The sequence below is a fragment of the Prevotella illustrans genome, from assembly GCF_017426725.1.
GTDB classification, from domain to species: domain Bacteria; phylum Bacteroidota; class Bacteroidia; order Bacteroidales; family Bacteroidaceae; genus Prevotella; species Prevotella illustrans.
Genome location: NZ_JAERMS010000009.1, coordinates 40,781 through 66,870, shown reverse-complemented (window position 1 = coordinate 66,870; position 26,090 = coordinate 40,781). Strand labels below are relative to the sequence as shown.

At 52.5% G+C, this 26,090-nt stretch carries 22 protein-coding genes; 4 read left to right on the top strand and 18 right to left on the bottom strand.

Annotated features, from left to right (window positions below):
* The first annotated feature begins 3 nt into the window (after nucleotides 1–3).
* A complete protein-coding gene (locus JHU38_RS04805) occupies nucleotides 4–1,452 on the top strand; it encodes a glycosyl hydrolase family 18 protein (RefSeq protein WP_107581905.1) in 1,449 nt (482 codons plus the stop codon).
* A gap of 413 nt (nucleotides 1,453–1,865) precedes the next feature.
* On the opposite strand, the gene JHU38_RS04800 is transcribed toward JHU38_RS04805, so the two are convergent.
* The gene (locus JHU38_RS04800) at nucleotides 1,866–3,071 is read right to left on the bottom strand and encodes an ATP-binding protein (protein WP_107581906.1); all 1,206 of its coding nucleotides are present in this window, start codon (nucleotides 3,069–3,071) and stop codon (nucleotides 1,866–1,868) included.
* 1,182 nt (nucleotides 3,072–4,253) lie between these two features.
* Here JHU38_RS04800 and JHU38_RS12380 point away from each other — a divergent pair.
* The 3 genes from JHU38_RS12380 (at nucleotide 4,254) to JHU38_RS04790 (ending at nucleotide 10,572) form a co-directional block, all read left to right on the top strand.
* Nucleotides 4,254–4,520 carry a hypothetical protein gene (locus JHU38_RS12380; protein WP_232369837.1) on the top strand — a complete coding sequence of 89 codons (267 nt, stop codon included), beginning with the start codon at nucleotides 4,254–4,256 and terminating at the stop codon, nucleotides 4,518–4,520.
* A 98-nt stretch (nucleotides 4,521–4,618) separates the two neighbouring features.
* Nucleotides 4,619–9,988: a glycoside hydrolase family protein gene (locus JHU38_RS04795; RefSeq protein ID WP_232369836.1), complete on the top strand. Its 5,370-nt coding sequence runs from the start codon at nucleotides 4,619–4,621 to the stop codon at nucleotides 9,986–9,988.
* Between the two features lie 380 nt (nucleotides 9,989–10,368).
* Nucleotides 10,369–10,572: a toxin PIN gene (locus tag JHU38_RS04790; protein ID WP_207859316.1), complete on the top strand. Its 204-nt coding sequence runs from the start codon at nucleotides 10,369–10,371 to the stop codon at nucleotides 10,570–10,572.
* A gap of 330 nt (nucleotides 10,573–10,902) precedes the next feature.
* Here JHU38_RS04790 and JHU38_RS04785 read toward each other — a convergent pair whose 3' ends face one another.
* The 17 genes from JHU38_RS04785 to JHU38_RS04705 all read right to left on the bottom strand — a co-directional run bounded on the left by JHU38_RS04785 (nucleotide 10,903) and on the right by JHU38_RS04705 (nucleotide 26,087).
* Nucleotides 10,903–11,184: a hypothetical protein gene (locus JHU38_RS04785; protein ID WP_107581909.1), complete on the bottom strand. Its 282-nt coding sequence runs from the start codon at nucleotides 11,182–11,184 to the stop codon at nucleotides 10,903–10,905.
* Nucleotides 11,157–11,969, bottom strand: coding sequence for an alpha/beta hydrolase (locus JHU38_RS04780; RefSeq protein ID WP_107581910.1), 813 nt, complete (start codon nucleotides 11,967–11,969; stop codon nucleotides 11,157–11,159). The genes JHU38_RS04785 and JHU38_RS04780 overlap by 28 nt, the downstream gene beginning before the upstream one ends.
* The gene (locus tag JHU38_RS04775) at nucleotides 11,953–13,455 is read right to left on the bottom strand and encodes a phytoene desaturase family protein (RefSeq protein WP_107581911.1); all 1,503 of its coding nucleotides are present in this window, start codon (nucleotides 13,453–13,455) and stop codon (nucleotides 11,953–11,955) included. The genes JHU38_RS04780 and JHU38_RS04775 overlap by 17 nt, the downstream gene beginning before the upstream one ends.
* Before the next feature lie 40 nt (nucleotides 13,456–13,495).
* A complete protein-coding gene (locus JHU38_RS04770; protein ID WP_107581912.1) occupies nucleotides 13,496–14,992 on the bottom strand; it encodes a phytoene desaturase family protein in 1,497 nt (498 codons plus the stop codon).
* The gene (locus JHU38_RS04765) at nucleotides 14,989–18,288 is read right to left on the bottom strand and encodes a 1-acyl-sn-glycerol-3-phosphate acyltransferase (RefSeq protein WP_107582381.1); all 3,300 of its coding nucleotides are present in this window, start codon (nucleotides 18,286–18,288) and stop codon (nucleotides 14,989–14,991) included. Before JHU38_RS04765 ends, JHU38_RS04770 begins: the two co-directional genes overlap by 4 nt.
* 11 nt (nucleotides 18,289–18,299) lie before the next feature.
* Complete coding sequence (locus JHU38_RS04760) at nucleotides 18,300–19,055, bottom strand: glycosyltransferase family 2 protein (protein ID WP_107581913.1); 756 nt, start codon at nucleotides 19,053–19,055, stop codon at nucleotides 18,300–18,302.
* 19 nt (nucleotides 19,056–19,074) lie between these two features.
* Complete coding sequence (locus JHU38_RS04755; protein ID WP_232369835.1) at nucleotides 19,075–19,452, bottom strand: beta-hydroxyacyl-ACP dehydratase; 378 nt, start codon at nucleotides 19,450–19,452, stop codon at nucleotides 19,075–19,077.
* A complete protein-coding gene (locus JHU38_RS04750) occupies nucleotides 19,449–20,066 on the bottom strand; it encodes an outer membrane lipoprotein carrier protein LolA (protein WP_107581914.1) in 618 nt (205 codons plus the stop codon). The genes JHU38_RS04755 and JHU38_RS04750 overlap by 4 nt, the downstream gene beginning before the upstream one ends.
* Nucleotides 20,067–20,139: 73 nt before the next feature.
* Complete coding sequence (locus JHU38_RS04745; protein WP_107581915.1) at nucleotides 20,140–20,490, bottom strand: EamA family transporter; 351 nt, start codon at nucleotides 20,488–20,490, stop codon at nucleotides 20,140–20,142.
* Nucleotides 20,481–21,113 carry a beta-ketoacyl synthase chain length factor gene (locus JHU38_RS04740; protein ID WP_107581916.1) on the bottom strand — a complete coding sequence of 211 codons (633 nt, stop codon included), beginning with the start codon at nucleotides 21,111–21,113 and terminating at the stop codon, nucleotides 20,481–20,483. Before JHU38_RS04740 ends, JHU38_RS04745 begins: the two co-directional genes overlap by 10 nt.
* A complete protein-coding gene (locus tag JHU38_RS04735) occupies nucleotides 21,103–22,299 on the bottom strand; it encodes a beta-ketoacyl-[acyl-carrier-protein] synthase family protein (RefSeq protein WP_107581917.1) in 1,197 nt (398 codons plus the stop codon). Before JHU38_RS04735 ends, JHU38_RS04740 begins: the two co-directional genes overlap by 11 nt.
* Before the next feature lie 2 nt (nucleotides 22,300–22,301).
* Complete coding sequence (locus JHU38_RS04730) at nucleotides 22,302–22,592, bottom strand: phosphopantetheine-binding protein (RefSeq protein WP_255414288.1); 291 nt, start codon at nucleotides 22,590–22,592, stop codon at nucleotides 22,302–22,304.
* Between the two features lie 12 nt (nucleotides 22,593–22,604).
* On the bottom strand, nucleotides 22,605–23,168 hold the full coding sequence (locus tag JHU38_RS04725; protein ID WP_107581919.1) for a hypothetical protein: 564 nt from the start codon (nucleotides 23,166–23,168) through the stop codon (nucleotides 22,605–22,607).
* 48 nt (nucleotides 23,169–23,216) lie between these two features.
* Nucleotides 23,217–24,353 carry a beta-ketoacyl synthase N-terminal-like domain-containing protein gene (locus JHU38_RS04720; protein ID WP_107581920.1) on the bottom strand — a complete coding sequence of 379 codons (1,137 nt, stop codon included), beginning with the start codon at nucleotides 24,351–24,353 and terminating at the stop codon, nucleotides 23,217–23,219.
* On the bottom strand, nucleotides 24,350–24,766 hold the full coding sequence (locus JHU38_RS04715) for an acyl-CoA thioesterase (RefSeq protein ID WP_107581921.1): 417 nt from the start codon (nucleotides 24,764–24,766) through the stop codon (nucleotides 24,350–24,352). Before JHU38_RS04715 ends, JHU38_RS04720 begins: the two co-directional genes overlap by 4 nt.
* Before the next feature lie 5 nt (nucleotides 24,767–24,771).
* Entirely contained in the window at nucleotides 24,772–25,206 is a 435-nt protein-coding gene (locus JHU38_RS04710; protein ID WP_107581922.1) for a pseudouridylate synthase, read from the bottom strand.
* Nucleotides 25,203–26,087, bottom strand: coding sequence for an LpxL/LpxP family acyltransferase (locus JHU38_RS04705; protein WP_107581923.1), 885 nt, complete (start codon nucleotides 26,085–26,087; stop codon nucleotides 25,203–25,205). The genes JHU38_RS04710 and JHU38_RS04705 overlap by 4 nt, the downstream gene beginning before the upstream one ends.
* Nucleotides 26,088–26,090: the final 3 nt, after the last annotated feature.

Genomic DNA, 26,090 nt, shown 5'->3' with positions numbered 1-26,090 from the left:
GTGATGAAATTTCTTTCTCGTATCTTATGTTCCTGTTTGCTGTTGTTGGCGTGCGGTTCCGTGACGGCACAGCCCAAGCAGAAGATTGTCGTAGCTTATGTGTGCTCATGGACTGATTTGCGCCTGCCCGACCCGTCGCTCATGACCAATATCAACTATGCTTTCGGTCATGTAAACAAGACCTTCGACGGCTGCGATGTGCAGAATCCGGAGTTCCTGAAGAAAGTCGTGGGGCTGAAGAAGCTGAAGCCCGGTCTGAAGATTCAGCTGTCGGTAGGCGGTTGGTCCAGTGGTAACTTCTCCGAAATGGCCGCCAACGCCAAATGTCGCATGGCCTTTGCGCGCGACTGCGGGCGCATCGTCAAGGAGTATGGGCTCGACGGAATCGACATCGATTGGGAATATCCCACGAGCAGCGAGGCCGGAATCTCCTCGTCGCCCGACGACACCAAGAACTTCACCCTCTTAATGCGCGACCTGCGCAAGGTGCTGGGCAAGGACAAACTCCTCACCTGTGCCACCATCGCCGATGGCAAATATGTCGATTTCCCGGCCTGTATCAAGTACATGGACTTTGTCAATATCATGGCTTACGACGTGGCCAATCCGCCCCAACATCACACAACGCTCTTCCGTTCGCCTCTCTCGGGCCGCATCACCGTTAGCGAAGCCGTTGAGGCTCACATTCGTAATGGCGTGCCCAAGGAGAAATTCTGCCTCGGCATGCCGCTCTACGGACGTGGCGATCACGGCGATGCCATCCTCGACAAGTACATGAAAACCGGCTACACGGGCGGACTTTACCAAGAGCATTGGGATCCTATCGGACAAGTACCTTACCTCACCGACTGGTCGGGTCAGCTCGTATGGGGCGCCGAGAATCCCCGTTCCATCGCGGCCAAGTGCCAGTATATCATCGACCAAGGCCTACTGGGCGGCATGTATTGGGAAACAACCGAAGACAACGCACAGCTCGATCTGATGACCACCATCAACCTTTCGCTCATGCAAAACGGACGAGCCACCATTCCACAGAAGCGTGTGCTCCTGCTCACGGGTGCGGATGACAACGTTGCCCTTCAGACTTTGACCACCATGGGCGCACGACATGGCTTCGAGGTAGCCGTCTTCCGCCCGAACGACACCTATACGCCCGGCCTCTTCGATCGCTATCATCTGATCTATAACGCCGGTATGCAACCCGATGCGTGGCCCACGGCGGCCCGTGCCGACTTCGAGAAATACATCGACGAAGCCCGTGGCAGCTACTTGGTACTCAATGCCGACACGGCCACAACATGGAAGTGGTACACCGATTTCTATCGCCATGGCTATGCCAAGCGTGCCCGCAACGTCTTCTACAAGCGCGAAGCGCCCCTCGGTTACATGCCTCGTGCCGTCAGCGATGTAGCCGCCACCGAGCAGGCCGTGAAGTGGCTGCTGCACGAGTAGCTTTTTGGCATAAGCCTAATGCGAAGTATAGAGTGTGAAGTGCGTAATGCGAAAAGGTAAGCAGTCTGCAATTTCACATTTCACACTTCACCGAAAACCATTCAACCCAAATCGGTCATTAGAGTCCTTGACTGATTTTGTTCGATTGTTGAGCAGATGTGCTGACGTTTCATCGAAGGCGTAGCGGGCTACGGCGAGATGTAATGGCAGCGCAGATGCCGGCAAGCGGACGAAAGCAGTAAGGAAGCAGACGGTAATAACAAATCTAAGCAAATGCGTCCTAATGACCGATTTGGGTTCAAGGTATGAGAAAGTTTTGAATGAAAAAACGATCCTTCTTCCTCAGAAGAACAGGATTCCGTTGTCGTACAGCCCGAAGTGTACTTTGGATATGCCCTAAGTAAAAGGATTCATCAGTAAAACAATCCGAACATCCAAAGCGGTATTCTGTTGCCTGAACCTATCTCTATGTCATCAATGGCCAGAAAACTGTTAGTTTCGTCCTTGATCTGCTCAAAACTCTTGCTTGCTCCTCCCACTTCAAAAAGATATTTGCCGTTCACGAGGAAATCCCCTTTTTGAGGCATGGTCACGTTGGTCACTGCTTGAAGCTGGTTGTTGAAGAACGTCTCGCGACGATTGCCGATATTGACGCTTGTCCCTAAGGCTGTCATAAGGTTGGTATTGCTCAGATAGATCTTTTCGGGAGAGGACAGGTGTTTGTAGTTCTTTTCGACCTTTGTCAGCAGAGAAATAATCTGTGCCTTGTCCAGGGTATAAAGCATCCTCAGACAGCTGTCACGGGTTGTTTCCAGTGCCTGTCCCAGTTTATTGACATTGGGCACCAGCGGGACACTTTGGGCAATGATGGCCAGCAGTTTCTTCGTTTTCTCCACCGTGGCGTATGAGACATTCTCAACGGCAGGCATATCGCTCTCGATGACCAGGGAAGCGATAGCAGCGAGCCGCATATCGTAGTCGTCACCGGCCTCCAGAAAGAACGGGTAACATCCCTTGTCCAGATATTCGCCAAATGCTTTCAGCATTTTTCCTTTTGAGGCCAAATCCATGGACAGCGCAACATGATTACGCAACAGTTCCTCCAGTGTTACAGGAGCGATCTCCATGATGCCGGTAAAAGCAAGGTATTCCCTGAACGACATCACGGGCAGCGTGTATAGCGACTGGCGGCGTGAAAGGTCGGTCTTGGAATTGTCTATCTCCAGCATGGACGAGCCCGTATAGGCAACGTTCAGATCGGGATAGCTGTCGTAGATATTTTTCAGCACCACAGCCCAATCGGGATATTTATGTACCTCGTCCACAAAGAGATGCCTTAGACCGTGACTGTAAAGGTATTCAACGAGTTCCGGAAGGCTGTGCGTCTTGAACCAGATATTGTCAAGTGAGATCCAAATGGCGTCATCAATGTTGGCAAAGGTCTGCTTGATGTGCTGCAAGATCAGGGTGGTCTTGCCGGCGCCTCGTGAGCCACATATACCTATCAGTCTTGATTTCCAGTTAATCCTGTCATGCAGGAATCGCATGAACCGCATATCAGTCATGGCCAGTCTGCGGTGATAGGTGGTCATTAAAGGAAAAACTTCTTTTTGTTCCATATCTCGTTAATTGAAAGATGAGGAAGCAAATATATGAAATAACTTTTAGAAAAGCGAATTTTATTAGAAAAATCGCTTTTTGAAAAGTTACACTGTATTGATTCTTACTTTCAAATATCAAAAGCAGTAAAGCTATGTTCATAGAGTATATTGATTCAACGGCTTTATGATTCGGCACTTCCGTGATTTTGTCAGAAAAAACTACCTGATTTTAACACTTTCGCACCGCTTCATCTAAGTGCCGGCAGGCCGGAAAAGTCCTTCGCTTTGCCGATTTTGATACCCTTTCATGCCATTTCCATACCCTTTTATGCCCAAAGCGATCTTTTTATCGGCTCAAAGCATAACGATTACCTTGCCAAATCACCGCTTTTAGCCGATAAAAGGGCCGCGATTATAGCCTGAAAGCATAGCTGTTAAGGGCGAAAAAGCGACAAAAAAAACTCCTTGTTAATCGCAAAACACTGATAACCAGTACTTTATAAGTTTTCTCTACAATCGCTTATTTTCGCCCGTCTCTTTTCTTTTTCAAAATAATGCCACTTTTTTGAGGGTGTATGTAAAGATTATTCAGGGTAAAGACATAAGGACAGATTTTCCTCATTGTTGTTTTTTTGATATAAAGACATATTCTTCTCATGTGTTTTTTTTGACATAAAGACATAAGGACATATTTTTCTTTTCAGTTAGTGCACCCTCCCTTCGGGAGGGCCGGGGTAGGTTTTCCATGTTTTTTTGACATAAAGACCTAAGAAAAACATGTCCTTATGTCTTATCGCTTTTACAACAAGGTTTGCAAGATACGTCTTCATTTTCTCTTTATCAAGCTTCTTATTAAGCGATTTTAAGGGGATATTAAGGTTTTTAAGGGGCAATAATGCCTTAAAAACCATCTTTCTTTTAAAAAGTCTGAAGTTAATAGCCCGTTTTTTATTATTTTTGTATATCCTTTTTGCTGTCTACGCACAAATGCTGCTCACGGCGCAGCCGTGTTGATGAGCCGACTGAAAGAGTGTGCCTCACGGCACAGAAATCTTACAAATCTGAACAAATCGAACAAATAATAGATAATGATAAAATTTGGAAGATTTGGAAAGATTTGTAGGATTTCTCGGCGAAGCCGACTCGAAGCCGACTCAAATTTCAAAACGCGATATTTAATTTTTTAATTTCAAATTCAATATGAAACAACCAAACATCATTCAGAGGTTCTGCCTCTTTCTCTTAGTCCTCGTGCTGGCGGCGCCGGCGTGGGCTACAGATTATAATCGTTATGGCTACGAGACATTCCGCTCACGCGAAACCGTGGAAAAGATCGGCAAGAACAAGCTGATACTACAAACACTCGAACAAGGGCATGTGAAAATCTGGTTTGGCTCTTGCAAGACCACCAGCGGAACGGGCAACAGTGCCATCTATGAGGTGGGAAGGGGTACCGACTCAACATAGAGACTGACGACGGCTATGCCATCCGCTGGATTATCCTGCGCGACACAGAGGGTGGAGAAGACTACGACCACCCCAGGGGCCTCGAGCGCATCAGCGAAGTGACATCAGGCTATGACTATTATTTCGAGAAGAATGCCATCACGAACTCGCGGATAAGCGGAGGCAATAAGAACAACCTCAACGACGACGACAACAACATCGTTGTCTACAATTATGATGCCCCGGCAAAAAAAGTCAAAATCTGGAGCCATTACTATGACAAGTGGGACCAGTTCAAGGTGCGCGATATCATTGTGGGTTATGTCAAGATACCCAACGTGAGGTATGAGAAGGAACAATATGACATATACTCCACGTTGGAGAGTTTTTTTGACCCCAACCTCAAGCGCGAAGGTCACGTCGGCCATATCGAATGGGAGCTGAGCAACCCTAATATTGTGGATATCTCAGGAATCGGATGTTTAAGGCCCAAGCATCTTGGAAAGGCCTCCCTCACCGCAACTTTCAGTGCCTATTGGGAGTGTGGCAAAGTGCAGTGCAAGACCATAGTCAACGTGATACGCGACCGGGTGAACTTCACCGCCAAAGACCTGCCCGGCGTGCTCTTCGATACATACGACTTGCACGCACTTATCGACAAGAAGACCCAGAGCGGCCAAGGTTTCAAATGGAACAATCCAGGATTCAGCGTCACCAGCAGCAACTCCTCAGTGCTCCGCTATGATAACGGCAAACTCCTGCTCGGCGGCACGGCGGGCGAGGCCACCATCACTCTCAAGCAGGAACAGAACGACCTCTACGAGGCGACAACCTTCTCGCACACCTTCATCGTGATGCGCCGTGACCAGAACGGCACGATACTCATCAAGGACGCCAACGAGTGGAAGCTGTTCTGCAAACTCGTCAACGAAAAGGGCATGACCCGCCTCAACGCCCGTCTCGAAGCCGACATCGACCTCGGCAATAACTCTATGATGGTGGGTACTAACAATCATAAGTATGCCGGTACGTTCGACGGCGCCGGCCATACGCTCACCGTCCATGTCGTGGGCGCCGGGCAGGGCACAGCCCCCTTCCACCGCACGGACGACGCCACCATCAAGAACCTAACCATCGCGGGCACCGTAACCGCTCCGGCCAATACGGACAATTACCACACGGCCGGCTTGGTGGGATTCGCTGAAAGCACGACCCTCCGGAGTTGCGTCGTGAAAGCCGACATTCATCTTGGAAAGACGGGCGATCAGTACTCGGGCGGTTTGATAGGCCATATTTTATCGGGCAATACCACCATCGAAGACTGCGCCTTCATCGGTTCCATCACAGGCGACAATGGCAACGTCTCCAACATCGCCGGTCTCATAGCCTGGGGCGATGCCGGCACGACGACCATCAGCAACAGCTATGTGAATGCCACCTACACCAAGGTGTCGGGACTCAATCCTATCCTGCGCCGACAAAAAGGTACGACAAACAACCTAAACCACGTGTACTATTCCGAGAAGTCCAAAGGCATCAATCCGGATTATAACAAGAAAGGCAACTTAGGCGAGCAGGTGACCGCCGAGCAGCTCCGGAACGGCGAGGTGGCCTATCTGCTTCAGAACAAGCGCACGGAAAACGTCTGGGGCCAGAACCTCGGCAGCGACGACGAGCCCCTGCTCACCGCCGACGGCGCGAAGCGGGTCTATAAGGTGGATTTCACCTTCAACAGCCAGGTGCGCGCCACGCGCTACGCCACGCGCAACAAGGCCATCTACGGCTCCATGCCCACCGTGCAGGAAATTCTGGGCACGGGCTACAACCCACAGCATTATTACTCGGGACTGACCTTTGCCGACAATTTCAGCGGCTCCACCAGCGTGACCGCCGATAAGCAGGTGGCAGTAAGCTTCACCCACAAGGTAGTCTGCGAAATCGCCTCGAAGGCTGACTGGAAGGAGTTCCGCGACCTCGTCAACGGCGGACAGACCAAGCTCAACGCCAAGATGACAGCGGACGTCGACCTCGGCTCCGACATTTGGCAGGTGGGCAATCATTACGCCGGCACGTTCGACGGACAGGGACATACGCTGAAAATCAACTGGAATAACACATCAGGCTGGTTAGCCCCCTTCTACACTGTGGACGGCGCCACCATCAAGAACCTGCGCACCGAAGGAGAGATTAAGTCAAGCTCGCACTTCTTGTCAGGATTGGTTCAAAGCGCCTATGGCAACACCACCATCTCGGGCTGCGTCAGCGCGGTGAACATCACGAGCACCTATGACAATGGTGGATGCGACGCAGCAGGCATGATTGAATGCGTAAGGGATAATGCCAATGTTACCATCACCGACTGCCTCGTCAAGGGCAAGTTCCACGCCACGACGGAGGGAGGCAGGAGATATATGAGCGGATTTGTAGAAAATCAGTATGGTAAGTGCACCCTGACCAACTGCCTCTACATCGGCGAGAACAACGCCACCACCGGCGGCTACACCTTTGCCAAGAAAGCCACCCTCACGAACTGCTACTACCTCAACCCCTGCAGCGACGCACAGGGCAAGAAGGTAACCGAGGAGCAGCTCAAGAGCGGCGAAGTGGCTTATCTGCTTCAGAACAAGCGCGCCGGAAACTTCTGGGGACAGGAGCTCGGCAAGGAGAACGATCCGCAGCCCACCGACAAAGCCGAGAAGCACGTCTGCAAGGTGGACTTCAGCTACAACGACCAGGTGAAAGCCACGCGCTACGCCACCAACGGCAAGGGTATCCACGGCGGCATGCCCACCTTTACCGCAAAGGACCTCATGGGTAGCAGCTACAACGAGCACCATTTTTATACCATCGCCTTTGAGGGCGACTTCAACGGCTCAACCACCGTCAGCTCCGACCAGACCGTGGCAGTGCTCTTCAACCATAAGGAAGCCTACGAGATAGCCTCGAAGGACAACTGGAAGACGTTCTGCGACCTCGTGAACGACGGACAGGCCGGCCTCGACGCCAAGATGACAGCGGACGTCGACCTCGGCTCGGACATCGTGATGGTGGGCGTGACCAGAAACTATTCCGGCACGTTCGACGGGCAGGGACATGCGCTCACCGTCAACTGGAATCACACAAGCTTCGTCAATATAGCCCCCTTCAAGACTGTGGAAGGCGCCACCATCAAGAACCTGCATGTAAAAGGGCAGATTGAAGCAACAGGCAACAGCCTTTTGTCCGGATTGATTCTGTCTGCCTCTGGCAAGATCTCCGTCTCGGGCTGCGTCATCGATGTGGACCTCAAGGGCTCCAGCTATTTAGCAGGCATGATTCATATGGTAAACCTCAATACCGAGGTTATTATCACCGACTGCGTCGTCAAGGGAGCGCTCAACTCCGCGAAGAAGAGTATCGGCGGATTTGTAGACTATCAGGGCGGCACCTGCACCCTGACCAACTGCCTCTACATCGGCAAGAACAACGCCACCACCGGTAGCAATACCTTCGCCGATAACGCCACCCTGAACAACTGCTACTACCTCAACACCTGCGGCAAAGCGCAGGGCAAGCAGGTAACCGCCGAGCGACTGAAGAGCGGCGAAATGGCTAAGCTGTTGCAGGGCGACCGCACCGAAAACGTCTGGGGACAGACGCTCGGCACGGACCTTGAGCCGCTGCCCACCACCGACGAGGCGAAACATATATATAAGGTGGCCTTCACCTACAACAACGAGGCAACCGCCGCGCGCTACGCCAACAAGGGCGGCACCGTCAGTCTGCCCACCCTGCAGGAAGCCCTCGGCAACAGCTACAACCCACACCATTACTACACCGGACTGGCCTTTGCCGACGGCTTCTCCGAGACGACCACCATCGACGACGACAAGACCGTAGCCGTAAACGTGAACGACAAGGAATGCTTCGACATCGCCTCGAAGGAAGACTGGAAGGCGTTCCGCGAACTTGTGAACGACGGACAGACCGGCGTCGACGCCAGGCTGATGCAGGACGTCGACCTCGGCGAGGAAATCCTGATGCTGGGCTATTACCTGCCCAACGTTTACGAAGGCACCTTCGACGGACAGGGCCATACGCTCTCTTTCAACTGGACTACCCCGGACGACGAAAAAGCCCCCTTCAAGAATGTGAAGGACGCCACCATCCGCAACCTGCACATCAAGGGTAGCATCACGCTGACCGAAAAAAATCCGGGCGACCCACAGTCGTGCGGTAGTCAGGCGGCAGGATTGATAAATTACGCGTATGGCAACACCACCGTTTCGGGCTGCGTCATCGACGTGAACCTCAAGGTGGGCCGAGATTTAGCGGGCATACTTCTAACCCCGGACGACACTGCCCATATCACCATTAACGACTGCGTAGTCAAGGGATATTTCCACGCCACGGACACCCTTGAAGGCGGCACACACAAAATTATATCCGGATTTATAGGTCATAAGCACAAAGATGCCGCCTGCACGCTGAACAACTGCCTCTACCTCGGCACCAACAACGCCAGCCCCAAACCCAGCACCACCGGATTTTCGAGCTTCACCTTCTGCCCGGAGCAGCAGCAGAACGAGGGCACCGGCTTTATGCACATCAACAACTGCTACTACCTCAACCCCAGCGGCAAGGTACAGGGCGACCAGATAACCGAGGCGCAGCTGAAGAACGGCGAGGTGGCCAAGCTCCTGCAGGCCGACCGCACCGACCAGTGCTACTGGGCGCAGGCTTTGGGCGAGGAGCCGAGCCCCTACCGCGAGGCCGACAAGGCAAAGCCCAACTATGTATATTATAATAAGGAGAACAACGGCTGGGCGTGCGACGACTTCCGCCTCACCGACGACAAGCCGCTGCCCATCGGCATCGACTTCACCGCTGCCAAGGTAAGCTACGAGCGCGACCTTTCCATAGGGAAAGCCACCCTTTGTCTGCCCTACGAGTTGTCTGTACAAGGTTTCAAGGCCTACACCATCTCGGGCGGCAACAACAGTGCAGTCCATTTCGCGGATGCGAAGGATAAGCTCGAAGCCTACAAGCCTTACCTGATTACTGCCGACGGTGTGCCACAGCTCGGCGGCAACGACATACAGGTGAAAGCCTACAAGGCCGACGCTCTGACCACTACCGCCGGCAAGTACAGTTTCGTGGGCACGGTAACCGGCGTGGACAACGCCACGGCAGCAGCCGCCAACGCCTACATCCTGCAGAACGACGGCCTCTTCCACAAGGTAACGACGGAGCACCCCGGCGCCACGGTTCCCGCTTATCGCGCCTATGTCACTTGTCCGAAAGGCGCGGGCGCCAAGCAGCTCTCCATCGTCATCGACGGCGAGACCACCGGCATCGGTGGCGCTACGAACGACGCGAGGGGCAGAGCCGACGGTCCGGTGTACGACCTGCAAGGTCGCCGCGTGGCCGACCGCCTCGACGACGCCGCACGCCACCGGTTGCCCGCAGGCGTCTACATCGTCGGCGGCCGCAAGGTTGTTGTGAAATAAAAAAGATGTCTCTCTCATCGGGGGTGCGGCACGCCGCAGGGGCGTGATTTATCATGTTCCGCCCCATCCGGAAACGGGCGCGCCCCCGATAACCCGTAACCCTATATGTAATGATAAAAATTGGAAGATTTAGAACGATTTGTGGGATTTATTCGCCTGACGGCTCATCAACTCGTCTCGGCGAGCCGACTGAAGGAGTGTCCTGCGGACAGAAATCGGACAAATCAGTACAAATCGAACAAATAATAGATAATGTAAAAATTGGAAGATTTGTAAGATTTCTCGGCGAAGCCGACTGAAAAAGTGCGAAGCCGACTGAAAATTACCAATCCATTTTTATAAAAACATTTAAACCAACCTTTATAAAACATTCAAACAAAATGAAAGAGTACATCAAACCGGAAATGAAATCGCAACTCATCGAGTTAGAAAACTGCATCCTCGCCGGCTCCCTTGACATAGGCATCAGCGAAGACCCCGCCACGGGACCGGCCCTGTCGAAGGGTAACAACTTCTTCGACGACGAAGAGGATGACGCCCAGACCACCACAACCCGTTCCTCGTCCTCGTTGTGGGACGATTAACCTACCCCGGCCTTTGCTTTGCTTTTCCCTCCGGCCAGCGATTTACAATTACCTCGCTCCGCGAACAGCGACCCAAAGGGAGGGAGAACTTCCGAATCACGGGGAACGGCAACCCGTCAGGCGTAGGGGCGTGATTTATCACGTTCCGAATCACCAAGGAAATAGGCAATCACGCCCCACGCCATTTACAAACGCCACGACAGGCGGAACGTGATGAATCACGCCCCTCCGGCTGGCGCATGGCGACTGACTTGCAGCTACCGAGCTATGATTTCTGTGTTTGTAAACGGCAGGGCGTGAGCTGTAGGGGCGTGATTTATCACGTTCCGCCTATGCCTGTATTCCTTTTATATCATGGGATTTCTTCGTCAGCGTATCGGGATGTTTTGATAGGTAATCTTTCTTGGTCTTTTCTTTTTCAGGAGTCGACGCCTCCAAACTCTGTGCTCCCATCGCTTTGAGATTAGCGGAGTTGTAATTAATATCGTAGATAGCCTGTGGCAGGCGTCTGGGTGATTGGCCTTCGGGGCAGAAGGTCTTAACCGTTCCCGTCACATTATACCAGTATTTTTCAGTTTGTTTGATCAGTTGTTGAATTGTTTTTGCAGCCAACTGATGAAACGTTCTTTCCAGCTGATCGCTTCTTTCGTTGTTTTTCGGGCAGTGGCGCCGAAGCCGTGGCCGCCCGTTTGGTATTGGATATATACATGGGGTACGTCGTGGGCAGTCATGGCGCTGTCCATCAATACGGCGTTGCGGTAGTCGACGATAGGGTCGTCCTTGCAGTTCATCAGGAAAACGGGGCATTGGATGCGGTCGGCGTGCCGCTCCATCGACAGCGAGTCGCGCATCACGGTGCTGCGTCGGCGCCATTCGCCTAATAGTCCGCGTCGGCTGCGCTTGTGCGTAACGGCGTGGGAGAGCGACACCACAGGATAGATGGGCGCGATGAAGTCGGGCCGCAATGGTCCGGTAAGGTTCTCGGCCGCCATCAGTGCCAAGTGGCCGCCGGCCGAGAAGCCCATGACGCCTACGTGGCGGTAGCCTTGCTGTCGGACAAGGCGCATGGCCTGTTCGATGGCCCGCAGCTGGTCGGGATATTGCCGACCGGGAAAGTAAAGCCGACTGCGGAGCACGAATCCGGCCCAACCCGCCGTGGGGTAGTGCAGCACGTAGGCTGCTATGCCCTTGCTGTTGAGCCATCGGGCCACTTCGCTGCCTTCGTATTTTTTACTCAACCAGCAGTAGCTGCCCCCCGGACAGACGATGACAGCCGTGCGGCAGGTGTCGCTCGGTTTATAGATCTTCAGCCGGCGATAGTTCGGGTCACTCTTTTGCGCGCCTACGGTCGAACAAACGGTGAGCAGGAGCAGCAAAAGACTAATTCTTGGTTTCATACGCGTTGATTTTATCGACGATAACGTTGTGTCCCACGATGGCTTCGGCCGTATTGACAGCCGTCAGCGGTACGCCGCAAAACCCGTGTAGGTTGATATTCTGTCCCGTCAGAAACAGGTTTTTACATTTCGTGTAGACCGATACTTGCGACCGGGCGATGTTCTCCGTGTCGCGTCGCAGGCCATAGAGGGCGCCCTCGGGCTCGTCGTAGTAGTCGCGGATGGTGAGCGGCGACGAGGCAAAGCGGTGGGCGAGCGTGGCTTCAAAGCCGGGATAGAGCCGCTCCATACGGCCGATGATCTTTTCCAGATGGGCTTCTTTCCATGTTTCATAGTCCTTGCCTCGGTGTCCGCTTCGGGTGTCTTTCCATCGTTCTACCACCTGATAGGGCATGATGGCGTTCACAATCATCTTCGTTGCCCATGAACCTTGCTGTCTGTCGGCCGGTGTCATGTACATGAAGCCCCTTGGCCAGTGAGCCTCGTCGTAATCATTGTAGTTCCACACGTGGCCATAGTCTTCCTGAAAGTAGCATGTGTGATTGATATATGGAAAACTTTCGGGTTTGAAGACGAAATAGGCACAGAACGAAGAGTAGCTGTTGGGCGCCTCGTCGATGCGTGTCCTGAATGCTTTGGAAAAGCAAGAGCTGTCTGTCATGCCGATCAATTGGCGAGGATGGATGGCACTGATGTAAGTGTCGGCGGTGTAGATATGGCCTTGTTCGGTCCTTACGGCTGCCACCCGGCGGTCGTTGATATCAACCGCTACCACCTTGTCGCCACTGATGACACGCCCTCCACCCGCACGAATGATATCCGCCAAGGCGTCGGCCAACTGCTGGCTACCACCCGAAAAGCGGCTCGGGCCGTTGATATAGAGCACGTTGATAAGCGCGTGGATATAGGCCGGCGTGTGTCCTTCCATACCGCCATACATCGGATTCATGTAGCCCAATACGTCGCGGAGACGTGGGTCGCTGATAAAATGAGCCACCAAGCGGTCGGCCGGCCACATGAATGTTTCGTTATGGGTAAACACATGGTCGTTGGTGGGTCGCAGATAGAAAAAGTCTATCTCGTCGACCATGCTGTAGAGTGCTTCCACATATTGCCTGATTTGGTGGCTCTGATGTGGAAACTCCCGTGCGAAATAGGCGATGAACGCCTCCTTTCCCTGTGGCACACGATAGGTCTTGCCGTCGGAAAGATAGGTGATCTGGTCCATGCAGTCGGCGTCTACATCGATGATTTTCAGTCGGTTTCTGATTCCTAAGTAGCGCAGCATCTTGTCGATGGTCTGCCCTTTGTGCAGGCTGCCAAGCAAGTGCATACCCGTTTCGAAGGTCAGGCCGTAGTATTGAAAACTCTGCAGGCCACCGCCGATGGTCTTGTTTTTCTCGAGGATGGTTATCTTATGGCCTTCTTTGGTAAGCAGGGCGCCTGTGAAAAGGCCGCCGAGGCCACCGCCGATGATGATATTCATTTTCTTCCTTTTTTAAGAGCGGCTTAATGGCATATCAGTCCTAATAGGTTTCTGTTATCTGCCTGAAGATTTCTTCGCTGCCGAGCAGCTCTGAGCATGTGACGATGGTGCCGACGAGCACGCCCAATATGCCGTGGCTGTTGATGTTCTGCCCCGTGAGCAGCAAGTTGGGTATGCGGGTCAGATGATGCACCCGGGCTGCGGGACCAAGCGTGATGTCGTGGGCTATGCCATACATGCCACCGGCCTCCGTTCCGGTGTAGTCGCGATAGGTCAGTGGCGTACTGGTGAAGTATTGTTCTATGCCGTCGGCAAAACCGGGGATATCGTGTTCCACCGCCGCGATGAGCTTTTCGGCATGTTGCCGCTTGAAGGCCTCATAGTCTTCGCCCCGTCGTCCGGTAAAGGTTCTTTCCCATCGGGCCACGTCGGCATATTGCATGTACGACAGAATAATACCGCTTTGGGCATACTGTTGTTGCTGTTCCTGGCACGTGTGCAAGTAAAGATAGCCCTTGGGCCACGTTTCAGTCGTATAGGACTCGCATCCCCAAGGCGTCGGCGAGCGGTAACCATAGAGATTATAGTTCATGTAAGGCACCGTGCGAGGCTTGAATTTCAGATAGACGGAGAAGCCGCCGACGGTATTGGGCAGTGCCCGGAGCCGCCGACGATAGGCAGGTCGCAACAAAGGAGAGTCGGTCAGCTCGAGCGTTCGGGCCGGATGAAGGTCGGAAATCAGCACATCGGCTTCATAACGATTACCATCGGACGTCAACACGGCGACAGCTCGTTGGTCATCGCATTCGATATGTGTCACCTCTTGTTTTGTAATCACCTTGCCACCATAGCGCTCAATGGCAGCCTGCATGGCCCGCGCAATGAGGTCGCTGCCGCCCACCACACGATAGGCACTCTGGTTATAGAAGTCGGTAACGAAGGCATGGGTGGCAAATGGCGTCTTATCTTTCTCGGCCGCGTAGAGCGGTAGCGCACCCATGAGCACGTCGCGTAGCAGCGGATCGGCCACGGTTTGCTCCATCACGTCGTTGATACTCCGTGTTAAATATTCGGGTTGGATGGCCTCCATCGTCTCGGTATGGCGCAGACTGTGGAGCCGTGACGCGCCGGCCACCTGCCGGATGAGGTCGTAATAGCGTCCCAAGTCGGCCTGTGCATGAGGAAAAGAGGGCAAAAGCTGGCGGATGAAGTTGTCGCGTCCGTTGGCCATACGATAAGTTTTCCCATTGAGTAGAATCACGTTGTAGCCCCAAGGGTCTAATGGGCTCAACTCGATAGCGTCGCTTACTTCCAAGTAGCGCAACATCCGATCGAGCGTCTGGCCCGGTGACGCACTGCCGATGAAGTGCATACCCGACTCAAACTTTACCCCTTTGCGTGAGAAACACTGCAGACAGCCACCTATCTGGTAGTGCTTTTCCAAGACGGTCACTTCATAACCATTCTTAGCTAAGATAACACCGCAGGAAAGACCGCCTAATCCGCTGCCGATGATGACACACTTTTTCTGACTCATACTTTCGTTTTATAGTAATCGCGCAACTGCCTATAAGGCTGCAGATAGGCTTCCGTCTCTATCCGGCGGCGCATTTCGGCATAATGTTTCTGATAATGGTGGCGCATGTTTTTAGCCATCAAGCGTATGGCTTCGTTGGCTTCAAGGCCTTGGTCGTCGTAACGATCGAACCGAACGCGCTGCCCCACTTCGATATTAATTTCGCCCGGGCGCAACATGAAGTCGCGTTTGGGCAGCACATAGCCCGCCCCATGGAGATAAAGCGGCAGTATATCGGCTCCCAATTCGTGGGCTATATAGAAGGCTCCCTTATGAAAACGCCGCACCTCGCACGTCTCACTGCGGGTGCCTTCGGGATAAATCACGATGTTGTAACCGGCTTTATAAAGCTCGCGCAGCTTGGTCATGTTCTTATCAAGTCCATCGGCGGCCGGCAGGAAATCGCCATAATGGAGCACGTCGCCGTAGAAAGGATTGTCCCATGTCCACGCGTTGGTGATAATAATAATCTTGGGTGACAGCTGCAACACGGCCATAATGTCGAGGTGACTCTGGTGGTTGCAAATGATGACAGCCGGCTTTTCAAATGTTTCGCCCACCTTATTATATATATGACACTTCACACCGGGCAACAGCTTGAGCCCTTTTCGGGCGAAGAATTGGAACAAACGGTGGTAGCGGTCGCGCCTTTCCGGGTCGTCTTTCTTCTTTCTGAAGATCCATCGCGTATAGGGTTTGGCCCCTAAATACATGAAAAGAAGGAAGGAAATCATGAAATACAGCGAACTGACGATGCGGCGTAGCGTAAGCGGGAGCTTGTCGGTAATCCACAGTTGCACGTCGGACGGCTCTTCGGTGGGCAGATGCCTACCTCGCACAAGCCAACGGAAGACCAACGGAGGCAGATAATAGGCCATAATTACGACCGTAAACATGCCGATTATTGTCACAACAGCCAACGACCGCATGGCCGGATGGCGGGCCAGAATGAGGCTGCCGATACCGATAAACATGAGCAAAGCCGAGATGGCCACGCTGTGTTTGTAGGAGCTGAGTCGCTTACGGCCCGTGGTATGTTCGTACATCAGCCCTTCGGTAATGAAGATAGTATAGTCGTCTCCCTGACCAAAGATGAAGGTGGCGAGGATGATATTGACAATATTAAACTGGATGCCGCCTATCTGCATCATGCCTAATATCCACAACCAGCTGACGGCCAGCGGCAGAAAAGATAGCAACGACAATTCGAGTTTGCCGAAAGAGAGCCACAGGAAGAAGAAAACCACACATCCGCAGACCAGTCCGATGTAGTTGAACGAGTCGTTGAGCACGCGAACAAGCTGGTTGCCGATGTCCTTAGAGGAGAATACAAAATAGGGCGCGGTGGCCTGTTGATTGATGTCGCGCTTTAAAATGGAGTCCGCGCCGGCCGACGGCAGGTAGTTGACAATGCGTGTTTGGTTGGGCGAATGCAGGATGTAAGTGCCGACGAATGGCTGCAAGATTGGATTGAAATAAGACTGCGGACGAACCGAATTGTGGTCGGTCGTCAGTAGTTCGTAGAACGGTTGGAAGGCTTCGGGCTTCAATCCTTGGCGTCGGGCCTCAGCTTTCACACGATCGATCAACTGCCGAGCATCGTGGATAGTCCACAGTTGCCGCCATGCGGTCAGTGAAGCGCGTTGCCGTTCGGCCGTGGGCGAGAAGTCGCCGATTCCGTGAGGCTGATAGCCATGCGCCTGTAATTGACTAAGCAGGCGGTCGTTGGCCTGGAATGCCTGCGTCATGGTTTTACCTTCGGCCACAGCATAGAGCGCGGCTTCGTGCTGCGTACCCGCTAACCGCTGCATGTCGGCACGCTGATCGGGCGTCATATAGTTGATATGCGTGAGGTCGCTGTCGAAAGATGTCTTGGTTGAAAAATAACCGAAGACCATCGTTAGCATCATGACAATGGGCAGAACAGCTCGTTTAATGGCCTTGCGGTTGAGCCAATCCTCAGCCCGTTCCATAAGGGGCAGCAGTATACCGGCGCGGTGTTGTGGCGCGGCGGCGGGTCGTCGGGCATAGAGCGGAAGGAAAACGAGCACGAAGAGTATCGTACCGATGAGCATGAGTGCCCCGAAAAGGCCGAGATCGCGCATGGCTTGGGCGTCGAGCCATACCAAACAGAGGAAAGCTGCCACGGTCGTGACGTTGCCGATAAGCAGGGGCGGCACCATTTCTTTCAATGCCTGGAGACGATTGCCGACCTCACGGATATGGTCGAGGAAGTGCAAAGGATAATTGACGGCGATACCGATAATGACAGAACCGATACCCAGCACGATCATCGAAACGCTATCGTGGAACAAGGCCATGCCGCCGATGGCAAACAACCAGCCGAAGACGATGGAAACGCCAATCCACAACATGTCGCTCAGTCGACGATAATGCCACCAAAGCAGAAGCAAAATGAAGACAGAGGCGATAGCAACGGCCACGATAGCGTCGGTCTTGATGGTCGTGGCATTGGTGACGGCGATGAGCGGTGCCCCGATGGCGCTGACCTTGAGTTGCGGATAACGGGTTTCGATTGTATGGGCAGCGCTATCGAGCAGGGCGGCTATCTCGCCGTTGCGTTGCGTTTCACTGGCACCGAAGCGGCTGTTGAACGTCACCATACCCGTGCGACCGTCGTGGGTAAAGACATAACCATCAATCAACTGAAACTGACGGTCCATGCGGAAACGCTGCATGCGCTGCAACACAGGCGTAAAAAGGTGGAGCGGATCGTGGCGTAGCGTCGTCATGGCGATACCGCCTGTGGGAAGCATCAGTATCTTCTTGTTCTCTTCCATTTGACGGGCCACGAAATCGGGTGACCGAAGCAGAGAGTCAATGTGGCGCGCGTCACTGTTGGTGATGAAATAAGGGGAGTTGGTGTTGACGAAATCAATCATCTTGAGTGCCGCAGTCTCGTCGGCACTCACCTGTAACTGTTCGATGAGCGGACTGTTTTCAATCTGCTTGCCAAAAGATTCCATGGCTTGCCCGATGGTTTCCGTATCGACGGGACGAAGGGAGTCCTTCGACGAGAAGAGCACAGCTACGCGACTTTGCAGCGCAATCTGTTCATATACGTCTTGATACTTTTCGTTTTGAGTGTCGTGGGGCAGAAATTTGGCAATATCTTCTTCGTAATGGACACGCGAAGACAGCAGCGCAGCCAGTGCGCAAATAGTCAGCAACACGGCGGAAGCCCACAGTCTGCGTGCGGAAAAATAATGATAAATATGGAGAAAAAATCTTGTCATTGATTCAAAAATCATCGATGAAAAAGTTTCTTATAAACCGCCCTCGGCCCGTTGTAGACAATCAGCTTAGACAGATAGAAGAAAAGGGAGCCTAAACAGAGAGCGGTATTGAGCAGACTGATACGCGTGAAGTCGACGGCCGGTCGGAAGTGGGTGACTCTCTCGGCCTGCGGAGGGTAGTAAACCCGTACGTTGACCGACCTAATCGCTACATCCATCCAAGCCGCAACGACTAATAATGACAGCTCGGCTTCGTAACGTGAAGAGAATATCCAGCGACGACTGACACGCCGGAGCGGATAAAGACGATAGCCACTCTGCGTGTCGGCTACATGACGGAGCGTCTGTACGGTAAACCAAAAGTTGGAAAAGCGATTGGCAAACGTGTTTCGACGCTGCGTACTGTCGGCGGTCAGTTGGCGAACGCCCACGATTAATGCTTCGGGATGGGCTTCGTGCTCGCGTAGCAACAGCGGTATGTCTTCGGGAAAATGCTGTCCGTCGCTGTCGATCGTTATGGCATAATCATAGCCCAGCGCAAGCGCCATACGGAACCCCTGCTTTAGCGCATAGCCCTTGCCACGATTCACGCCGTATTCTATCCGATGAATGATGAAAGGCAACTGATGAAGGGCGGTGTGCGTATGATCGGTACTGCCGTCGTTGACAACGATGATGTCGGGCGTAATGGCGTGGACGCGGGTCACGATGTCGGCAATGGTCTTGCCGTTGTTATACGTTGGAATGATGACACAGACTTTTCCCATGTTTGCGGTGGTTATGTGTTCAGACAATAGCGTCCAGACGTGCGATGAGCGAGAACTTCGTGAAGACGATTTCGCCGTGAATAACGGAACCACGGAGCTTCACTGTGCCGTCCGTCAGGTCCAGATGATCGAACAGAACGGTGGCTTCGGGATGACGAACGGGCGAGAGGGGCTGAATGAATTTCAAGTTTTTGACTTGTTGCAAGCGCAACGGAGTCGTGAGAAACCGCTCTGCCAACTCTAAAATAATCTTGATAATACACACGCCGGGCGTAATAGGCTGGCCCGGAAAATGCGCCCGATAGATGAGATGGTCGGCATTGAGACGGATATCAGCCGCGTGTCGCGCCTCGTCTAAGCGCGCTATCGTGAACATGTCGTTCGTGAGTTTCATCATGTAGTCTTGATTTCTGATAATTCAATCGTTATCTTATCGCCGCCGGGCTGTGACATAATGACCTTGGAAACCATCTTGGTCCTTCGGTCGAAATAGAGACTGATGGATTGGAAAAACTTCTTCAACCGTGGTTCTTTGGGCGACAGTTCGGCCTTCCAGATATTGCCTCCGTCATACATAACGACCGTGAAGTCACGGTTGCTGCGCAGGTTCTGTCCCGTCATGCTGTTTTTTACCATCTTCACAATGCTTTGAACGCTGGCACCCGACAGATCTATGGTCTGTTTTTTTCCATCAGATTGAATGGTTGCCTTGTTGTTGCTGAGGGTAAAAGTGTAGCGATAGGGCCTTATGTATTTCCATGTCAGGTTGCCTTTGCTGTCATAATCCATATAACCATTGGCCACAACGGGCTCTTCCATGTATGAAGCCTCGGTCTTCTGCACGAATTGACAACGCAAAGTCTTGATGGACAGCGCTTGCTTACTGATAGCGTTGACCATCGATTGCTGCCGGGCCGGCGTCACTTTGCGAAACGATTGCGCGCCGATTGTAGCCATCTGCGTGAGTAGCAGCATGACTATTAAAATCTGATATCTGTATGTTTGTTTCATAAAAACGATGCTAAGCTGGATTATGATAACTTATATATAAATTCTTAGGCCTATAACACCTGTTCTCCTCTTCCTATTTTGCCACCAGAAAGCAGCCGGTAATGATGAGAAAAACGCCTAACCAACGGGTGGGTGGGATGGTCTCGTGGAAGAAGAGCAGGGCTGCCAGCATACCGAAAACATAGCTGAGCGAAACCATGGGATAAGCCATGGAGAACGGGAAGGTCTTGATGATATACATCCACTGTACCGTGGCCGCGCCATAACATAAGCCACAGCCCAGCCACCACCAGTTAGTGAGCTGATCGGTGATGAGCGACCAGGCCCAACGGAAAGGGCCCATCTGCTGCAAAGCGAACTTCAGGAATACCTGACCGCTACAAAGCAGCAGGCTTTGAAGGATGGAAAGAAGAATCAGTCGCATAGTTCTCGGGTGATGATTTCGGCGGTATCGCCGTTTTGTGGATGATGACGCAGACGAATGTCTACCAGTTCTTTGCATGTGCCGGCGCTTTTTTCGCTTGACAACACGACGGCGACGGAGCGGTCTTCGGCCACGCAGACGGTGCCGGCAGTCTGAAGTTTTGCTTGGAGCGCGGGCGTAATTTCATCGTTAGCACATACCAACGCCGTGCGGATACGCCCCGATTTGATTTGTAGGAAGGCATCGAGCAAGGCACTCTCGAATGAGATTCGCCCATGAGCATAGGTACTATTGTAGCCGTGATTGCCCATGTGAATGGCAATGAGCGACGCAATGGTGTTGTGGGTAGACTGCATGAAGTTGGTGGGCATGCTCATCTGCTCACCCTCCGTGGCCAAAGCGTCAAGCATTCGTTCCGTATTTTCGATACAACCCATGGCCGTTCCGTTGATGATAGCGTCGGGCTGGTCGACACCACTCTCCTTGATAGCCTTCAAAGCCGTCACGAGTGCCCTTCGTAACAAGCGGCCATAACGGCGCGCCTTCATAGGGTTGAGATAGTCACGGTATTCCGCTTCGGGAACATTCGTCACTTCCGCGATGATATATACCTTATTCTCCATAACGTGAAAGGATAATGGCGGAGTCGTTGCCGCCGAACCCGAAAGCGTTGCAAAGCACGTTTTCAAGCTTCGGCAGCGGGCCGCCGGTGTAGGGAACAACGCACTGCGGATCGGCGGTTTGCCAACCGATATTGGCCGGCGCGAACTGATGGCGCAGTGCCAGGAGGCAGAATACGGCCTCAATGGCACCCGACGCGCTCGTGGTGTGACCCGTTAACATCTTGGTTGACGACACCGCAGGCAGTGTTTTGCCGAAAACACGGCGTAGGGCTTGGCTCTCACTGGCGTCGTTATTGGGTGTTCCGGTGCCATGGGCATTGACATATTGAATGTCGGAAGGTAGCAATCGAGCCTCATCCAAAGCCTGTCGGATGGCTAAGAACGCACCTTCGCCATCGTCGGACGAGGCCGTCTGATGGAAAGCATCGCAGGCATTGCCCGTGCCCAGCAGTTCACCAAAGATGTCGGCGTGGCGTCGCAGCGCGCTATCTTCGCTCTCCAACACGATGAAAGCAGCGCCCTCACCCAGATTAAGACCGGCTCGTGTGGTGTCGAAAGGCCGGCAACGTCGCTCGTCGAGTATCATGAGCGACTTGAAACCATTGAGATGGAAGCGGCTAAGGCTCTCGCTACCTCCAACGACAACGATGTCGCGCAGACCGCTTTTAATCATTCGAGCACCCATAATGATGGCATTGAGGGCCGCGCTGCAGGCCGTAGAAACAGTTGTTGTTAAGTCGAAACAACCGAAATAATCGGCAATGGCATTGGTAGAAGCCCCACAGTCGTGTCGATTTAGGATGTCGGCATCGAGCCGGTCGGGATAAAACGCCTCGGTACGATCCATTCCGGCCACGGTCGTTCCGCCCAATAAGGCCAGACCTTGCACAGCCGGCGTGCCCGCTTCGTCGATAAGACGGGCTTGCAACAAGGCTTCTTTCAGGGCCAACATGCCCATAAGTTCGGTGCGACTCTCACGCTTGGTATAGGGAATATTGAGTTGCCGGCACATCATTTCATTGCTAAGTTTCACCTCGCCCACAGGAAATTCCGTGTGCTCCGTCGGCAGAAAGCGCACCCGTTCCACCCCCGACAGTCCTCGTCGGAGGGCTTCCAAGCTCTGTTCTTGGCCGAAACCGATGGCCGAAACCACGCCGGCGCCTGTAATCAATACTCGCTTTTGCATACTTATTTTGTGCGATTCGCTGCCACGTAGTCAGCCATTACGCTGACCGACTTAAAGATATTCTTACCTTCTTTCGGGTCTTTGATTTTAATACCGTAGTTCTTTTCGAGCAACACAATGAGTTCGAGCGCATCGATAGAGTCGAGACCGAAGCCGTCTTCACCGAACAACGGCACGTTATCGTCAATGTCGGCCGTCGTCACGTCTTCGAGATTGAGCGCTTCGATGAGCTTTGTTTTCAGTTCTTCTTTGAGTTCCATATTTGTATTGGTTGTGTTCCGTCGTTGCGGAATATAAATAATTCTTTATTTTGTAATGAGTTTCAGTGCCGCCGTAAAATGATGATTATCGGGTGCTTCTATCCAACCGGCGATGGCACTGGTGGTCGTGGGATCTGTGAAAGCGGCTTCCGTAACTTGTCGGATGCGCTCATCGTCACGTTCGTTGAGGATAATGAAGTTGGTCTCTCCGTAATAATGATTGCGAATGGCAATCTCTCCGGTCACGATATTGGGTAGCGTATAGACAAAGACCGATGGGCTTGGAAAGAAGTCCGATCGGTCACGAATCGTCTCTTCAAAGGCTTTGTCGGCCTGAATAGACGAGGAATGATTAAAGAAAAGGATAGCCCGATCGGCCCGATCGGCCCGATCGGTAAACCGTGGCGCGCCTTCGGCCTGCAGGAGCAACTCGGAAGCGATGAATCCCAATTTACAAAGGATATCCATCTTGAAGAATTTAGGGTAGTCGTTCACGTAGATACGATAGAGTTCGGTAAGCATTTGACTACCGCTCCGCGACGTATCGATGCGCTTTCCATCTATCACGGCACTGCTGTTGTCGATATTTATTTCGTGAATCGTCTTCATTTCTTCGTCTTTTAAACCCTTTTCAATACGTAATGATACCACCCTACCTTATACTTTGACACAGCGTAAGGCCGCGTTCGTTCCGCCAAAACCCGAAATCAGTTTGATAAAAGCCTGTCGGTCGGTGGTCAAACACTCCTTCGTCACTCGGATGGGCTTTGATACGCCTAACTCATCAAAACCTCGTGTGGGCAGAATCGTGCCTTCATCGAGTCCCCGCATGGTCAGGATGGTTTCCAGAACACCGGCCGCTCCCATCGTATGACCATAATTTCCTTTATACGCATTCACGGGAATGGCCAACAAACCGGCCCGTTCGATGGCCTTCGCCTCCATCTCATCATTGTATAAGGTGGCTGTTCCATGCGCGTTGATAACGGCTAATTCTTCGGTCAAAGGACAGCGACGAAGCACGGCTTCCAAAGCTCTGAAACTCCCTTCGGCCGCTTTCGACGGACTTGAAATATGGTGGGCGTCGTTGCGGATGGCTCCGTCAGCTAATTGCCAGTATCCTTTGGCTTCATCCACGCGCCGCAACACCATCGTGGCAGCTGCTTCGCCGAGGTTCAAACCCATACGATTCTCGCTGAAAGGCTGGCATGCGGTGGGCGAAAGAGCTTTAAACGACGCGAAACCACTCACAATAAAGGGCGACTGAATATCGGCTCCTATCACCACGGCGTGGTCATAACGACCGCTTTCGAGGTAACGCATGGCTACGATTTGCACACAGACACCTGACGCGCAAGCGTTCGATACGACCATCGGTTCTGCCCGATTGCCGAAAAAACGAGCAATCGCACGAGCGGTTTCGCTTAACTGTAAGCGATCGTCGGGTACGCCTTCAACGCCTTGTTCCAATAAAGAAATGTTGCCTTTGGTGGTTGAAAGGATAAAAATACAACGCTCCGAAGCAGCGTCAATGCCACTTCGGGTAATGGCTTCGATGGCCGAAAGAAGGGCCATCTGTTCAAATCGGGTATAGGGGAGGGTTGCTTTCACGCGATGATTGAAAGCGGATTCGAGCGTGCCTTCTTCAAAAAGTGACGCGATAAAAGGTTCGGGCAACGACCATTTGTTTACGAATCGTTGCAGCCGTGTGTCGCCCCGCTTCACCGCCTGATAGTTTTCTTCGGTCGTGAAGCCCAATGGCGATGTGATATTATCGGCAATCTTGACTATCATGGGGTCAACCATTTCTTTTTCCAAGCCTCATAGAACGCCGGATTTTCCCACATCAGATTGTAGTCGCGATCGAGAAACACCTGCACGGAACGGCCCGTTACGAGCAGTTCGTTGGTGTTGCGGTCGTGTATTTCGTAGTCGAAAACAATCTTTGCGGCGTCGGTCGGTTGGTAAATAATGTCGATTCGGGGTTCTGTGCCATAGCGCATGGGCTTGTGATAATGGAAATTCAAGTCCACTAAAGGCGCGTAACAGCCATTATCGAATATCGTCATGTAGCCTAAATCATACGCTCGTCCGAAGGCTTCGCGAGCATCTTCAAAGTACAGGGCGTATGAACCATGCCAAACAAACTGCATGGAGTCTACTTCGCTGAATCTTATTTCAAAGTCCTTGGATGTTCTCAGTTCCATATTTTTTACGCAATCACTTCATCGGACAGTGCTATTTTCATCTGTGCCGAGGCTATTTGGCGGCCGTTGCACGTGATAGTTGCCGTTACCAGCGTCAGTTCCATCACCTGTTCCATCACTTCGATGACGGTTTCAAGCCTGTCACCGACGTGCGGACGAGCCACTACCGTCATATCGCGGATGGCACCTATGAAACCAATCTGTATGGCTCGCTTCAGAATATATTTGTTGATGTAGCCCAAACGGGCAGCGCAGGTCTGCGCAATGTTCTCGGCCAAGGCACATTCGTTGAGCCATCCGTCTTCAACGAAGATGTTATCGGCCCTCACCGTCAAGCTGGTAGCGGTTATCTTCTCATCGAATGCCGTCAGCTGGTCCACCATGACGAAGGGCTCCTGCTGTGACAGCAACTCATGTATGTCGATTTCGTCGAGCTTCATTGGTTCCAGAAGTTATAATAATTAAACCATTGGGTAGGATGTTTTCTGACGATGGTTTCCAGTGTCCGTGCATATTGCGACGCTAATTGAGCCGCCCGTTGCTTCATGGTGCCCATACCAGCGTCAAGTTGCTCGATATAAATACGATAACGCTTCCATCCGGTCTTCATCACATGGATGGTTAGCACCGGCACTTCACGCTGTGCGGCAATCGCGAAGGGGCCCATCGGGAAAGCAGCATCCTCGTTAAGGAATGGCAGTTTATAGTGTCGATTACTGCCAAAGACACGGTCGGCCGGAATACTGACGCTCTCGCCGTCGGACAAACAGTTACTGATTTCAAACAGATGGCTCATGTCCTTGCGAATCAGAATCATGTGGAGATTGTTATCCTCAAACATCCGTCGACGGTTTTCCATCACCGTTTCGGCCTCACCGGCATACACCAGCACATTGAATCGTTTGCTTTGGGCCACCAATGTATAGCCGGCAGCCTCGTAATTGCCCACATGGGCGCTCAGAATAACGAAACCTTCTTTGCCGTTGGCCAGCCGTTGATAGCGTTCATAATCGGGAATATCGAAGCGCACACGTCCTCCCGCGTACACATAAAAGCGGTCGAGAATAATCTCGGCAAAGCGACAGTGGTTGATATAGGTGTGCCAAAAGGCTTTGAGCTTCGATTCATCAAACCTGTTGCGGAAGAAACGATATTGTGCCAGATAGCCTTTGCGGGCAAAGAGCATACAAAAGGGAATCACGAAGATGTCCGCAAAGGCATAGAGGCCCCATAATGGCAGATACCTCATCATGCGAATGAGGCTCCGATGCATCCAGTTGGCACCCCCTGTTTTACCTTTCCATTCTTTCGTTTTTCCCATCTC

Excerpts from the sequence above, each read along its gene's own strand:
- JHU38_RS04735 (WP_107581917.1), bottom strand. The coding sequence starts at position 22,299 with ATGCAAAAGCGAGTATTGATTACAGGCGCCGGCGTGGTTTCGGCCATC.
- JHU38_RS04800 (WP_107581906.1), bottom strand. The coding sequence starts at position 3,071 with ATGGAACAAAAAGAAGTTTTTCCTTTAATGACCACCTATCACCGCAGA.
- JHU38_RS04720 (WP_107581920.1), bottom strand. The coding sequence starts at position 24,353 with ATGATAGTCAAGATTGCCGATAATATCACATCGCCATTGGGCTTCACG.
- JHU38_RS04740 (WP_107581916.1), bottom strand. The coding sequence starts at position 21,113 with ATGGAGAATAAGGTATATATCATCGCGGAAGTGACGAATGTTCCCGAA.
- JHU38_RS04715 (WP_107581921.1), bottom strand. The coding sequence starts at position 24,766 with ATGGAACTGAGAACATCCAAGGACTTTGAAATAAGATTCAGCGAAGTA.
- JHU38_RS04760 (WP_107581913.1), bottom strand. The coding sequence starts at position 19,055 with ATGGGAAAAGTCTGTGTCATCATTCCAACGTATAACAACGGCAAGACC.
- JHU38_RS04765 (WP_107582381.1), bottom strand. The coding sequence starts at position 18,288 with ATGACAAGATTTTTTCTCCATATTTATCATTATTTTTCCGCACGCAGA.
- JHU38_RS04705 (WP_107581923.1), bottom strand. The coding sequence starts at position 26,087 with ATGGGAAAAACGAAAGAATGGAAAGGTAAAACAGGGGGTGCCAACTGG.
- JHU38_RS04790 (WP_207859316.1), top strand. The coding sequence starts at position 10,369 with ATGAAAGAGTACATCAAACCGGAAATGAAATCGCAACTCATCGAGTTA.
- JHU38_RS04780 (WP_107581910.1), bottom strand. The coding sequence starts at position 11,969 with ATGAAACCAAGAATTAGTCTTTTGCTGCTCCTGCTCACCGTTTGTTCG.
- JHU38_RS04805 (WP_107581905.1), top strand. The coding sequence starts at position 4 with ATGAAATTTCTTTCTCGTATCTTATGTTCCTGTTTGCTGTTGTTGGCG.
- JHU38_RS04745 (WP_107581915.1), bottom strand. The coding sequence starts at position 20,490 with ATGCGACTGATTCTTCTTTCCATCCTTCAAAGCCTGCTGCTTTGTAGC.
- JHU38_RS04750 (WP_107581914.1), bottom strand. The coding sequence starts at position 20,066 with ATGAAACAAACATACAGATATCAGATTTTAATAGTCATGCTGCTACTC.
- JHU38_RS04725 (WP_107581919.1), bottom strand. The coding sequence starts at position 23,168 with ATGAAGACGATTCACGAAATAAATATCGACAACAGCAGTGCCGTGATA.
- JHU38_RS04770 (WP_107581912.1), bottom strand. The coding sequence starts at position 14,992 with ATGAGTCAGAAAAAGTGTGTCATCATCGGCAGCGGATTAGGCGGTCTT.
- JHU38_RS12380 (WP_232369837.1), top strand. The coding sequence starts at position 4,254 with ATGAAACAACCAAACATCATTCAGAGGTTCTGCCTCTTTCTCTTAGTC.
- JHU38_RS04755 (WP_232369835.1), bottom strand. The coding sequence starts at position 19,452 with ATGATGAAACTCACGAACGACATGTTCACGATAGCGCGCTTAGACGAG.
- JHU38_RS04775 (WP_107581911.1), bottom strand. The coding sequence starts at position 13,455 with ATGAATATCATCATCGGCGGTGGCCTCGGCGGCCTTTTCACAGGCGCC.
- JHU38_RS04710 (WP_107581922.1), bottom strand. The coding sequence starts at position 25,206 with ATGAAGCTCGACGAAATCGACATACATGAGTTGCTGTCACAGCAGGAG.